14 protein-coding genes and 1 pseudogene are annotated in these 12695 nt (G+C 61.3%); 12 read left to right on the top strand and 3 right to left on the bottom strand.

From position 1 onward, the window contains the following. Positions 1–232: 232 nt before the first annotated feature. A complete protein-coding gene (locus PQQ95_RS34700; protein WP_408446407.1) occupies positions 233–832 on the top strand; it encodes a 2'-5' RNA ligase family protein in 600 nt (199 codons plus the stop codon). Between the two features lie 53 nt (positions 833–885). Here the strand turns inward: PQQ95_RS34700 and PQQ95_RS34695 are convergent, their stop codons facing one another. After that, the gene (locus PQQ95_RS34695; RefSeq protein ID WP_408446404.1) at positions 886–1128 is read right to left on the bottom strand and encodes a hypothetical protein; all 243 of its coding nucleotides are present in this window, start codon (positions 1126–1128) and stop codon (positions 886–888) included. A 241-nt stretch (positions 1129–1369) separates the two neighbouring features. Here PQQ95_RS34695 and PQQ95_RS34690 point away from each other — a divergent pair, with 241 nt between their 5' ends. The 10 genes and pseudogenes from PQQ95_RS34690 (at position 1370) to PQQ95_RS34645 (ending at position 10691) form a co-directional block, all read left to right on the top strand. Continuing rightward, on the top strand, positions 1370–1771 hold the full coding sequence (locus PQQ95_RS34690; protein WP_408446402.1) for a DnaJ family domain-containing protein: 402 nt from the start codon (positions 1370–1372) through the stop codon (positions 1769–1771). Between the two features lie 158 nt (positions 1772–1929). Then, a pseudogene (gene tadA, locus PQQ95_RS34685) lies at positions 1930–2466 on the top strand (tRNA adenosine(34) deaminase TadA); the annotation flags it as partial. Positions 2467–2658: 192 nt separating this feature from the next. Further along, complete coding sequence (gene ldcA, locus PQQ95_RS34680) at positions 2659–3585, top strand: muramoyltetrapeptide carboxypeptidase (protein WP_408446399.1); 927 nt, start codon at positions 2659–2661, stop codon at positions 3583–3585. A gap of 314 nt (positions 3586–3899) precedes the next feature. Beyond that, entirely contained in the window at positions 3900–4652 is a 753-nt protein-coding gene (locus PQQ95_RS34675) for a GntR family transcriptional regulator (RefSeq protein ID WP_408446397.1), read from the top strand. A gap of 335 nt (positions 4653–4987) precedes the next feature. Then, the gene (locus PQQ95_RS34670) at positions 4988–6469 is read left to right on the top strand and encodes an NCS1 family nucleobase:cation symporter-1 (RefSeq protein WP_408446394.1); all 1482 of its coding nucleotides are present in this window, start codon (positions 4988–4990) and stop codon (positions 6467–6469) included. A gap of 24 nt (positions 6470–6493) precedes the next feature. Next, positions 6494–7360, top strand: coding sequence for an aspartate/glutamate racemase family protein (locus PQQ95_RS34665; RefSeq protein ID WP_408446391.1), 867 nt, complete (start codon positions 6494–6496; stop codon positions 7358–7360). A 266-nt stretch (positions 7361–7626) separates the two neighbouring features. Further along, a complete protein-coding gene (gene puuE, locus PQQ95_RS34660; protein WP_408446388.1) occupies positions 7627–8577 on the top strand; it encodes an allantoinase PuuE in 951 nt (316 codons plus the stop codon). Further along, entirely contained in the window at positions 8574–9095 is a 522-nt protein-coding gene (uraD, locus tag PQQ95_RS34655) for a 2-oxo-4-hydroxy-4-carboxy-5-ureidoimidazoline decarboxylase (RefSeq protein WP_408446385.1), read from the top strand. Before puuE ends, uraD begins: the two co-directional genes overlap by 4 nt. Before the next feature lie 73 nt (positions 9096–9168). Then, positions 9169–10182, top strand: a complete 1014-nt coding sequence (alc, locus tag PQQ95_RS34650; protein ID WP_093639817.1) for an allantoicase — start codon at positions 9169–9171, stop codon at positions 10180–10182. Then, complete coding sequence (locus PQQ95_RS34645) at positions 10179–10691, top strand: ureidoglycolate lyase (protein ID WP_408446383.1); 513 nt, start codon at positions 10179–10181, stop codon at positions 10689–10691. The genes alc and PQQ95_RS34645 overlap by 4 nt, the downstream gene beginning before the upstream one ends. A 125-nt stretch (positions 10692–10816) precedes the next feature. Here the strand turns inward: PQQ95_RS34645 and PQQ95_RS34640 are convergent, their stop codons facing one another. After that, positions 10817–12166, bottom strand: coding sequence for a type II toxin-antitoxin system HipA family toxin (locus tag PQQ95_RS34640; RefSeq protein WP_408446380.1), 1350 nt, complete (start codon positions 12164–12166; stop codon positions 10817–10819). Beyond that, the gene (locus PQQ95_RS34635) at positions 12163–12429 is read right to left on the bottom strand and encodes a helix-turn-helix domain-containing protein (RefSeq protein WP_408446377.1); all 267 of its coding nucleotides are present in this window, start codon (positions 12427–12429) and stop codon (positions 12163–12165) included. Before PQQ95_RS34635 ends, PQQ95_RS34640 begins: the two co-directional genes overlap by 4 nt. Positions 12430–12513: 84 nt before the next feature. Between PQQ95_RS34635 and PQQ95_RS34630 the strand changes: the two genes are divergently transcribed. Next, the coding region (locus tag PQQ95_RS34630; protein ID WP_408446374.1) for a hypothetical protein at positions 12514–12695 on the top strand (182 nt) is incomplete at its 3' end.

Genomic DNA, 12695 nt, shown 5'->3' with positions numbered 1-12695 from the left:
ATTTTCCCATGCAGTACCACGTTGCCATTAATACTGTATAAATGTACAGTATTGTGCGTGGACGGCTGGCGAGCGCAAGTTCATTGGATTTGACCGGACGCTTTGAAACGGGGCGAAAGCGGCGCGCTGAACCTCGCCCCGGCGCGTGGTGAAAATTTTCAGATGCGCGGGCGAGCCCGCATCGATGAGAGGAGCTTCTTCGAAATGTCTGCGTCATTCATTCAGGCGCGCCATGCCTGAACAACTCTGGCTGCCCGGACTCGAGGCGCCACCTGTGCCGACAGACGGCCTGTTCTTTGCGGTCTTTCCAGATACGCACACGGCGGCGAACATCTCGAAGCTGGCGCAACAGCTTTGCGGGGAGACGCGCTCGAAGAGCAAGCCGCTTGCGGCCAGCCGTCTGCACGTCACATTGCTTCACCTCGGGAATTTCGCGGGCGGTTTGCCGCCGGCCCGGGTGGATGCGGCCATGAACGCGGCCGCGTCGATCAGAATGGCGCCTTTTAGCGTCGATTTCGACAGCGCCTTGAGTTTTGCGCTGAAGCCACGGCCGGGACCGCTGGTGTTGAGTGGAAGCGAGGGCGTCGTTGGACTCCACGCGCTTCACGATGCGCTTGGACCGGCATTGCAAAACGCTGGATTTGGGGATCGCGCCGTCTCGGCCGGTGCGTCGTACACCCCGCACGTGACGCTCGCTTACGGCATGCCCTGGATCGCAAAACGCCCTGTGGAAGCCGTCAGTTGGAATGTGCGGGAGTTTGCATTAGTGCACAGCCTGCTAGGGCGTACCCGGCACGTCGTTCTGGCACGTTGGCCATTGGTGGCCGGCTGACTGTCCCGGTTCGCGTCGGCCGTCGTAAAACCAAGGCGTTGAGATGTAGCGGACTAGAACCGCATGCCGGTTGCGCAACCACCGGCAAAGCCGCCGCCGCTTCCGCCGGCGCCGCCGCAGAATACGCCGCAGCCCGATAACGCAATGGACATCGTGACGGCCGCTAATGTCGCGCGCAGGTATCGTTTGAAGGCGGGTTTTTGGATCAATGCAGTCAATGTGGTCAGGCACGGATCGAAATCTGCGGCTGAGGTTGGGAGTGCAGTGTCGAAGTGATCGGTGATTCCGGATTGCATAACGTAAGGGGACTCCGTGAGTTGGATCGGTGTGGCGGCCGTTTTCGCGGTGCTCGACGAAAGATATTCGTAAGCTTTTGCAGGTGCGAAGCGGCGGTGCCGGAAATCCTCTAACCTAATCTCCGTCGTGCCTCCCTCAAATACGCAGAATCTGAAAACCAGAGGGATTCGTCGATCGGACGGTCCGAACCATCGAGCGCTCCCTGATAGAATGCTTGGGCCGCAACGTAGTGGACTGCAGATGAAATTGCTTGATGCGTTAGTCGAACAGCGTATTGCCGCCGCAGCCGCGCGCGGTGAGTTCGATGATTTGCCGGGCGCGGGCGCGCCACTGCCCCTGGAGGACGATGCACTGGTCCCGGAGGAAGTGCGCGTCGCCAACCGGATTTTGAAAAATGCGGGCTTTGTGCCGCCGGCTGTCGAGCAACTGCGCGCCTTGCGCGACCTGCAGGCAGATCTGAATGCCGTGAGTGACCAGAGCACCCGCTGCCGCCTCCAGGCGCGCATGCTGGCGCTCGATATGGCGCTTGAATCGTTGCGCGGCGGCCCGCTGGTCCTGCCGCGCGAATACTGCCGCCGCATTGCCGAGCGGCTATCGGAGCGCGCCGGCAACCTCAATACGGCCGACGCGGGTTTGCAGTGAGCGAGCCGCTTGCCCGCTCCGCCGCGCCAGGTCTGGAGTCCGTCGCGTCTGGCGAGTCGGCTCAGGCTGCGACCTTGCCGGCTGCCCGGACCGGATCAGTAGCCCCTCACGTGTCGGTATCCGCGGCGAGTGATCCAGCGCCTACAGCGGCCGCCACGATGCTGATCGATATTCCCCCGCCTGACGAATCGCCCGCACCGCCTGTGTCGGAGCGTGATCTGCGCTTCATGGCGCTCGCCCAGGCCGCCGCCGAAGAGGCTCGCGCAGCCGGCGAAGTACCGGTTGGCGCGGTGCTCGTGCGGGGCGATGAAGTCATCGCCAGAGGGTTCAACCATCCGATCGGTGCTCACGACCCATCGGCACATGCGGAAATGATCGCACTGCGCGCAGCCGCACAAGCTGTCGAAAACTATCGCCTGCCAGGCTGCGAGTTGTATGTGACGCTGGAACCCTGCCTGATGTGCGCCGGTGCCATCATGCACGCGCGCATTGCACGCGTTGTGTTCGGGGCGCGCGATCCGAAAACTGGAGCGTGCGGAAGTGTTGTCGACGCGTTCGCGAATCCGCAGTTGAATCACCACACCACGGTGACCGGCGGCGTGCTCGAAAACGAATGCGGCGCCGCGCTCAAATCTTTTTTTGCCGAACGGCGGCGCGCAAGCCGTGAAGCACGTGCCGCGGCGCGGAGAGACTCGCACGTCGAAGCAGACGGCGAGGCGCACCCCGAACCGCACGTCGCAGCGCACCCAGCGGCACGCAGCGAAGCGCTCGCCACAGCACGCGGCGCAGCAGATGCTGAAGTCCGTTCCGACGCTTGCGTCGACACGCACTGCGAACCGGGGCCGACTGAGCCGCTCTAAAACAACAACCTCCAACAGGTCTTGCCAATGACCGTTCATCGCACCATTGAATTGATCGCGCCGTCCGGGTATCCGCATGATTCCGAGGTATTGCATCGTGCGTTGCATCGCTTGCATGCGCAGGGGCATCGCGTCGAAGGTGTGGAGGCGACAAGGCGCCGTTACCAGCGCTTCGCTGGCACCGACGGCGAGCGTGCAGCCGATCTGAACCGGCTGGCGGACCCCTCGCGTGCGTTGCCCGATATCGTGCTGGCCGTGCGTGGTGGCTATGGCGCGGTGCGCGTTCTGCACGGGCTTGACTACGAAGGGCTGCAACGGCGGCTGACCGATCAGCCGGTCGCGCTGGTGGGGCATAGCGATTTCACCGCGGTGCAGCTGGCTTTGCTGGCGCGCGCCGGCGTGAAAACTTTCGGCGGCCCGATGTTGATGAGCGATTTTGGCGCGGAGAATCTGAGCGAATTTACGATGCAGCACTTCTGGTCCGCGCTGACCCAGCCGGCCATGACGGTGACGAGCAACGTGCCGCAGATGCAAACTGCCGACGTGACGGGCATGTTGTGGGGCGGCAATCTGGCGGTGGTGACATCGCTGATTGGAACGCCGTACATGCCGCCGGTGCAAGGCGGCATTCTGTTCCTCGAAGACGTCAACGAGCAGCCGTTCCGACTCGAACGGATGATTTACCAGTTGCACCTGTCGGGCATCCTCGCGCAGCAGCAGGCGCTGGTGCTCGGCGATTTTTCCGGCGGCAAGCCTTACGAGTATGACAATGGCTACGATCTGCACGCGATGATCGAGCAGGTGAGGTCGGTGGTCGGGATTCCGGTCATTACCGGTCTGCAATTCGGCCATATTCCCAACATGCTGACGCTACCGGTCGGCGCGGACGCGCATCTCGTCGCCAATGCGCACGGGTTCAAACTGACGTTGTCGGGCTATCCGACCCTCGCCTGACAGGTGTGGGGTAGGGAGGCGGGCGCTTGCCTGCCTTCTTTTTGAGTCAATAACGCAACTAACGGTCTGGTTTTCAAAGCGACTCCCAACAGAACAGCCCTCATATGGGTCGCTTACTTTGTTGACAAAAATAGTCTTCAATAGACGGCTATCCCTTACGTTAATTAAACTGGTATTGAAGCAGGACAAGGCCCGTGCGGGTTGCGCACCATCTCGCCGCATAGCCCACCACCAAGATTGTCGAAATAAAAAGGAAAAATTGTTGACAATTTTAATGTCCATCCTATGATGACCAACATACCGAGACGCACATCATGTCCGACACAGATTCCGCCGCCACGAATGGTCCGAAACCCGAAGCGATCGCCGAGCGCATCCGCGCCGCGATCCTCGAGCATCGGCTAGCGCCTGGCGCCAAGCTGACAGAAGCACAGTTATGCGAAGTATTCGGCGTGAAGCGCGGCCCGATCCGGCAGGCGCTCGCGCAACTGGCAACCGACCATCTCGTCGACCTCGAACCCAATCGCGGTGCGTTTGTTGCCAGTCCATCGCTGCAGGAAGTGCATGAAGTGTTCGAAATGCGCCGGATCATCGAACTGGCCGTGGTTGAAAAGATTTGCGGCGGACACGGCATGCGCCGTTTGAAAAGCATTGGCAGCATGATTGGTCGTGAGCGAAAAGCGTTCGAAACACGTGATTTTCCGGCGTGGATTCGTCTATCAGGCGAGTTTCATACCGAGTTGGCCGGGCTCACCGGCAACGCCGTGCTGTGCGATTGCCTGAACGGACTGGTGGCGCGCTCCACGCTGATTTCGGCACTGTACGAATCACTCGGACGCAGCCCTTGCTCGTTCGAAGACCATGAAGCAATTCTCGCCGCGCTCGACGCCGGCGACGCAAAAGAGGCCGCGGCACTGATGTCGCGCCATTTGCAAAGCGTCGAGTTGAAGATGCTGGACCGTCCCGCACGTGGCGCGGCCGATCTGCACGAAGTGTTCGGCGCACTCAATGGCGCACCGAAGGACGCATCCAGGGAAGCACCGAAGATCAAGTCCGCGCCAGGCTGAGGCCGGCGGCCGGCGCGCGCTCGTTGCTGGTGCGCGTCGCACTGAATTGAACTGAACCGAATCAGGCGTTGCAAGGCGGCTCGGCGTGAGCGCTGCCGGCTTGCGCACGCGTGGCCGTCACGGGATGACGGCCTGGAGTAGTGACGCATCGTCGGAAATCCGCGGCGACAGGCGGTGCGATAACCACAAGTACAGCAAGTACAGAGACACCCGCGGCACGGTCAGTCAGTCGACTCGAACCTCCTCTTTTCCGATCGTGGAGAGGAAGGCGACTGGCATGGTCGATGCAACGTCCTTCGATTTGCTATCGAGGGTCCCTATCCCAAGGAGGAATCATGGCTCAGTTCAGTGCAGCGCCCGGCAGTCCCGCAATTCCCACCTACGCAGACGGCGGCGCGCCCAGCGATCCGTCGCTGCCCGCAGGCTACAGCGAAAGGCTGTACAACGAAGATCTGGCGCCGCTGCGCCATCAAACCTGGGGCGCTTACAACATCTTCGCGTTCTGGATGTCGGACGTGCACAGCGTCGGCGGCTATGTGTTCGCGGGCAGTCTGTTCGCGCTTGGACTGACGAGCTGGCAGGTGCTGATCGCGCTGCTGGTCGGCATTGTGATCGTCAACGTGCTCTGCAACCTGATCGCGAAGCCGAGTCAGGCGAACGGCGTCCCTTATCCAGTAGCCTGCCGCGCGACGTTCGGCGTGCTCGGCGCGAATATTCCGGCCGTGATTCGCGGCTTGATCGCGGTAGCATGGTACGGAATCCAAACTTATCTGGCTTCGAGCGCGCTGGTGATCGTGGTGCTGAAGTTCGTCCCGCAACTGTTGCCGTACGCGGACGTTCATCACCATGGTTTCATGGGCCTCTCGACGCTGGGCTGGGCCGGTTTCATGCTGCTGTGGGTCCTGCAGGCGCTGGTGTTCTGGCACGGCATGGAGACCATCAAGAAGTTCATCGACTTCGCCGGTCCGGCGGTCTATGTGGTGATGTTCATTCTTGCGGGCTACATGGTGTATCGCGCAGGATGGCGAAACATCGGCATCAACCTGGGCGGCGTCAAATATCACGGCATGGAAGTGGTGCCGGTGATGATCACGGCAACCTCACTGGTGGTCTCGTACTTCTCTGGACCGATGCTGAATTTCGGCGATTTTTCCCGCTACGGCAAGAGCTTTCGCAGCGTGCAACGCGGTAACTTCTGGGGTTTGCCGGTCAACTTCCTCGCCTTCTCGCTGGTGACGGTAGTCACGACCGCGGCGACGCTTCCGGTGTTCGGCCAGCTGATTACCGACCCGGTCGAAACGGTAGGCCGTATCGACTATCCGACTGCAGTGATTCTCGGTGCATTGACTTTCACGATTGCAACGATCGGCATCAACATCGTCGCTAACTTCGTGTCACCGGCTTTCGACTTCTCGAATGTCGCGCCGCGTCTGATCAGCTGGCGCGCGGGCGGCATGCTCGCGGCGGTGGCGTCGATCTTCATCACGCCGTGGAATCTGTTCAACAATCCGGCGGTGATTCACTACACGCTCGACGTACTCGGCAGTTTTATTGGGCCCTTGTATGGTGTCCTGATCGTCGACTACTTCCTCGTGAAGCGTCAAAAGATCGTGCTCGATGACCTCTACTCGGTTTCTCCGAGCGGCTCGTACTGGTACAGAAACGGTGTCAACTACCGTGCAGTGGCCGCACTGTTGCCGGCTGCGGTCATCGCGGTGATCTGCGTGATGGTGCCGGCGCTCGATGGACTGGCCAATTTCTCGTGGTTTATCGGCGCTGCCTTGGGTGCAGTGTTTTACCGCGTACTCGCTCGCTGAGCCAGTGCTGCATTAGGAGTGGATATGCGCATCAAACTGATCAATCCGAATACGACGCAACGCATGACCGACGCGATGGGCCGCTGCGCGCGCGAAGTCGCCGCGCCCGGCACCGAAGTGATCGCGGTGAATCCGACGATGGGGCCGCCGTCGATTGAAGGCTATTACGACGAAGCGCTCGCGACGCCCGGTTTGCTGGCCGAGGTTATCGCAGGCGAGCGTGAAGGCTGCGACGGGTACGTGATCGCCTGCTTCGGCGACCCGGGGTTATACGCGGCGCGGGAGCTGGCGCGCGGTCCGGTGATCGGCATCGCCGAGGCGGCGATGCACGCCGCCAGCGTGCTGGCCCCCGGGTTTTCGGTGGTCACCACGCTGGCGCGCACTTGCGGCATGGCATGGCACCTCGCCGAACGTTATGGCATGAAGCGTTTTTGCCGCAATGTGCGCGCGACCGACGTCGCCGTGCTCGATCTCGACAAGCCCGGTTCGGCGGCGCGCCGCATCATCCTCGACGAATGCCGGCGCGCGCTGGAGGAGGACGGCTCGGACGCGATCGTGCTCGGTTGCGCCGGCATGGCCGAGTTGTGCGCAGAGATCGAGGATGCGCTGGGCGCGCCGGTGATCGAGGGTGTGACGGCGGCGGTCAAATGGACCGAGGCGCTGGTCGCACTGCGGCTGTCGACAGCCAAGCGGGGCGACTACGCGCGACCGCTGGCCAAGCGCTACGACGGCGCACTGGAAGCCTTCAGTCCGGCGGATGCGGACCTCAATCCACAGCCGCCGCGCGGCTCGGCCGCGAGCGCCGTGGAAAGTGCGAATTCGACCGGTTTGCTGCGGGTAAACACCACGGAACGCCCGGCGGGCCCGGCTTCGCACATACATCCAGTCTGACACGCACTATCTGCCCGGGTGTATGGGCGCACCCGGGCGTTTTCGCTACACTGGTCCCACTCGGCGCTGGTACCCGAAGGCTATTTTGCTGTTGCTTCCGGTACCGCTTTTTCAGGGCTGATTCCGCCCGCGTCGGCCTGCTTGCAAGGCAAATGCAGGCAATCGCAGGTAAACGCACACGCATGCAGAACGCACGCAAACTCCACGTGCCTGTCACGTGAGTTCCGCGCGAATTTTACGGTCCGTCACCACGCTTTCGTCAAACCATGCCACTCGACTCGAACTACCCACGTGATCTGATCGGCTACGGCCGCCACCCGGTGCAGGCGAACTGGCCGGGCCGGGCGCGCGTGGCGGTGCAATTCGTCCTGAATTACGAAGAAGGCGGTGAAAACTGCGTGCTGCACGGCGATCCGGGATCGGAGCAGTTTCTGTCGGAAATCGTTGGCGCGGCGGCGTATCCGGCGCGTCACATGAGTATGGAGTCGATCTACGAATACGGCTCGCGGGCAGGCGTGTGGCGCATTCTGCGCGAATTCGAAAAACGCGGGCTGCCGCTCACGGTGTTCGGCGTCGGCATGGCGATCGAACGGCATCCCGACTTGGGGCGCGCCTTCGTCGAACTCGGTCATGAGATTGCTTGCCACGGCTATCGCTGGATTCACTACCAGGACGTGACGCCGGAAAAAGAGGCGGAGCACATGCGCCTCGGCATGGAAGCGATCGAGCGAATCACGGGCGAGCGCCCGCTCGGCTGGTACACCGGCCGCGACAGTCCGAACACGCATCGTCTGGTGGCCGAGTACGGCGGCTTCCTGTACGACTCGGATTACTACGGCGACGATCTGCCATTCTGGATGGATGTCGAAGTGACGGGCGGGGCAACGAGCCCGCAACTGATCCTGCCGTACACGCTCGACACCAACGATATGCGCTTTGCAAGCCCGCAAGGCTTCAACACCGCAGACCATTTCTTCACGTATCTGCGCGACGCATTCGACGTGCTGTACGAAGAAGGCGACGAAGCACCGAAGATGCTGTCGGTCGGCATGCACTGCCGTCTGCTCGGCCGTCCGGGACGCTTCCGCGCGCTGCAACGTTTTCTCGACCATATCGAACAGCACGATCGCGTGTGGGTGACGCGGCGCGTCGATATCGCGCGTCACTGGCGCGAACATCACCCTTACCAACAAAACAACCGCGGGGCAGCGGCATGAAGGCGATGCAATACACTCTGAATCAACTCAACAGCACCTCGACCGACGCGTTTGTCGCAGCGCTGTCGGGCATTTTCGAGCACTCGCCGTGGGTCGCGGAAATTGCTGCGCGACAACGGCCGTTCGCCAGCATCGACGAACTGCATAGCAAGATGTCGAACATCGTCGAGACGGCCGGCGAAGAGAAGCAACTGGCGTTGATCAATGCCCACCCGGAGCTCGCCGGCAAAGCTGCGGTACGCGGCGAATTGACGGCTGAATCCACGCGTGAGCAGAGCGGCGCGGGCCTTGCCCAGTGCACGCAGGAGGAATTCGACAGGCTGCTGGCGTTGAACAGCGCCTATCGTGAGAAGTTCGGTTTTCCGTTCATCCTCGCGGTGCGCGGTTACGACCGTCACGGCATCATCGCGAACTTCGAGGCGCGCGTGAACAACAGCCGCGCGGACGAATTGCGCGCGAGCCTCGATCAGATCTACCGTATCGCACGTTTCCGGCTCGACGACCTGATCGACGCGTAAGGCTTTAACTACGCGTCGCGGACCTCGAGCCGAAACGTTTTTTCAGTACTGACAAACACTAAGGAAGACAAAGATGGCACTCCCGATTCTCGACCCCAACGCACCGGAATTCACGCGCCGCTATGTGAACCTGGCGGACCCGCGTCTGGGCGCGCAGGCGCTCGAGGCCAGCGACGATTTCTTCGCACCGAAGGAACGCATGCTGAATCCGGAGCCGGCCGTCTTCATTCCGGGCAAGTACGACGACAACGGCAAGTGGATGGACGGCTGGGAAACGCGCCGCAAGCGCGCCAACGGCTACGACTGGTGCGTCGTGAAACTCGCGCGTCCGGGCGTGATCAAGGGCCTCGACCTCGACACGAGCCACTTCACGGGCAACTTCCCGCCGGCGGCTTCGGTCGAGGCTGCGCGCGTTGTGGACGGCGTGCCGAACCAGTCCACGCAATGGACCGAAATCGTCCCGTCGACCACGCTGCAAGGCAACAGCCACCACTATCACGAAGTTAGCGACGCAAATGCCTACACGCACTTGCGCGTGAACATTTACCCGGACGGCGGTATTGCGCGTCTGCGCGTGTATGGCCAGCCGCAAGTCGACTGGGCGGGCGCAAGCCGCACGGAGCAGTTCGATCTGGCCGCGATGGAAAACGGCGCGTATCTGGTCGCGGCGAACAACCAGCACTTCGGCGCTGCGTCGACGATTCTGATGCCGGGCCGTGGCGTGAACATGGGCGACGGCTGGGAAACGCGCCGTCGCCGCGAACCGGGCAATGACTGGGCGATCGTCGCGCTGGCGCAACCGGGCGTGATCAAGAAGATCGAAGTCGATACCGCTCACTTCAAAGGAAACTATCCGGACCGTTGCTCGATCCAGGCCGCGTATGTAACGGGCGGCACGGACAGCTCGCTGATCACGCAAGCCATGTTCTGGCCGGTGCTGCTGGGCGAACAGAAGCTGAAGATGGACAATCAGCACTATTTCGAAAGCGAAATCGCGGCCTTGGGTCCGGTTACGCACGTGCGCTTCAACATCATTCCGGACGGCGGCGTGTCGCGTCTGCGTCTCTGGGGTACGCTCGCATCATGAAAACGCTGGCTATCGAACCGTTGACGAAGGAAGCGTTCGCCGCATTCGGCGACGTGGTCGAACTCGAGGGCGCGAAGCAGATTCCGATCAACCTCGGCACCACCATCCGCTATCACGACCTCGCGAAAGTGGACGTGACTGACGAAAACGGCCGCGCGCTGGTGAACCTGTTTCGCGGTCAGCCGCGCACGTTGCCGTTCGAGGTGAAGATGCTCGAACGTCATCCGCTGGGCAGTCAGGCTTTCGTGCCGCTGAACGACAAGCCGTATCTGGTCGTCGTGGCGCCCGCAGGCGAGCTGGATCCGAAGCAGATTCGTGCGTTTGTGACGAGCGGCTGGCAAGGTGTGAACTATGCGAAGGGCGTTTGGCACCATCCGCTGATCGCATTGGGCGACGTGAGCGACTTTATCGTCGTCGATCGTGGTGGCGATGGGTTGAACCTGAACGAACACGATCTGGCCGAGTCGCTTTGGCTCACTGAAGATGCGTTGAGTGCGGTGACCGTTTGAGGTCGTTGCGTTAGCTAGCCTTAGCGTAGTACGTTGAGCAGGCAGGTTATAAAAAAGCCCACAGCGCACGCTGTGGGCTTTTTTTTATTTACGGACCACCACGCCGTGGGGTGCGACCTCGCTGATCAATTGCGTTTGCCGAGAAGCGGTGAACGCCCGATGACTTCACGCGCATGTTCAGCCGGCTCCGGTGCGGAAAATCCCGCCGCTTCGATTGCCGGTTTGAGCCCTTTGAACTGCAAGATCTTCTTCGGCGAGCGCAACGACGCCATGCCGTCGTCCCACGCATGCAGCATCTGCTTGGCGACGTTGTGCCACTGCGGTTCATTGCGCGCTGCTTCAATCAACTCGTGACCGACGGCGACCGCCGAGTCGCATAACGTTTCGACCATCTGTGCGTATTGCCGCGGCGCGATTCCGATGCGCGTATTGAAAAAACGTTCGAGCGTTTTGCCGGCCGCCCAGGTTTTACGTCCGTCGATCGGCAGGCCCGGCGGATTGGCCGCAAAACGCGGATAAGCCTGCGTCGTGACGATGTCGTAGACGGGCGTAAACGCGACGTCGTCCACCGACGTGTAAAACAGGGCGACATTCTTCGTATGGCAGTCTGCGTTGCGCACGACGTAGTTCGTCAGCAAGTGCCAGCCGAGATGCTCGAGTTGCTGCCGCATGCTGTTGCGATCGAGCAGGTAGGCGCGTGCGGCATTGAGCATCTTTTCGCTGGTCGAATTGTATTTTTCGTGCGGTGGCAAGCCCAATAAACCGCACATGTCCTCCACGCCGTACGCGGGTAGTCCATGCGTATCCACGTCGAAACGTTCGACGATCAACGCGCGCCCATCGTCCGACATCTGCGTGCGCGCGACCGGCGCTACGCCGAGCCGTTCGAGCACGCGCATCGAATAGAACTCGTTAAAGCCGAGAAACGGCGTGTTGTTGTCGGAGCCTTTGACGATGTGGCGGCTCGTTCGGATTGTTGGTTTGCCGAGCGGCATCGGCGCGGACGCGCCGGATGCTTCCGCCTGCGGCGCGATGAATTTCGGCACGGCGCCGGAGATGGCCGCGCGCGCGTACTCGCGGACCAGTGAAGCAAAATGTTCGGCCGTGTTGTCACCATGCAGTATGTCCTGCACGTCTAGCGCTTGCAGTTCGGTGCCCGGCACGACGCCCTCCGGCGTCACGGTAACGCGGCCAATCCCCATGGCGCCGACTACGGCAAGCAGCGACAGATCGGTGCCGTCGAGCAGGGGGCCGAATTGCTCGCGGATCAGATTCAGCAGGTAGCCTTCCGGCAGGTTTTGCCGGAAAAACGGATGCAGGTCGCGTGGCCAGCGCCAGGCTTCTTCGCGTACCGGCATAGTCAGACTGACGAAGTCGGCCGCCGTCGCATCACGGTTGTATTTGAGGACGTAGTCGTCGCGCTCGCGAAACAGCGTAGCGACGTGCTTGTCCAGTACCTGAACGTCGAGCCTCATGCGTCCGCGTCCGGCATGCGTTGTTCAGCCAGGATATCTTCGAGCGTCCGCCCGTGACCGTGCGCGACGAACTTGAGGTCGTAGCCGGCCGCTTCGAGCAGGCGTACCAGCACCGACACGCTCATATCGTTTTTGGCCAGTGTTTCCATACGCGCGACGGTGGTACGAGCGACGCCTGCGCGACGCGCCAATTCCTCCTGAGACAGGTGGCTTTCGCGCCGAGCGGTCTTCAGCATGTCCGATACGTCAGCGAGGGTGGTCATTTGTAGCCCCAAGGCATCAAATTTTCAGATATTAGTCATATTGTAGCTCATAAGGCACAATTTTCTCTTATGATTTTGTACCTCATGGGCTACATTTTTCTGAATTTCGATGAATTTGTGTCTTTGGGGCTACAATTTGTCTTGTCATCCTGGCAGGCCCTGCAGACCGAATTGATCGACAAAAAAGCGGGCTTCCCGCTCACGCGAAAAGCCCGCTTCATGCTCTGCAAAGCCGGGCGCAACACCCGGCCAACGCATTACTTCAT

This window comes from Paraburkholderia caffeinilytica, assembly GCF_046030355.1.
Classification (GTDB): Bacteria; Pseudomonadota; Gammaproteobacteria; order Burkholderiales; family Burkholderiaceae; genus Paraburkholderia; species Paraburkholderia caffeinilytica_B.
Note: the sequence above shows the minus strand (reverse complement) of the source record. Positions and strands in the feature narration are given on the sequence as shown.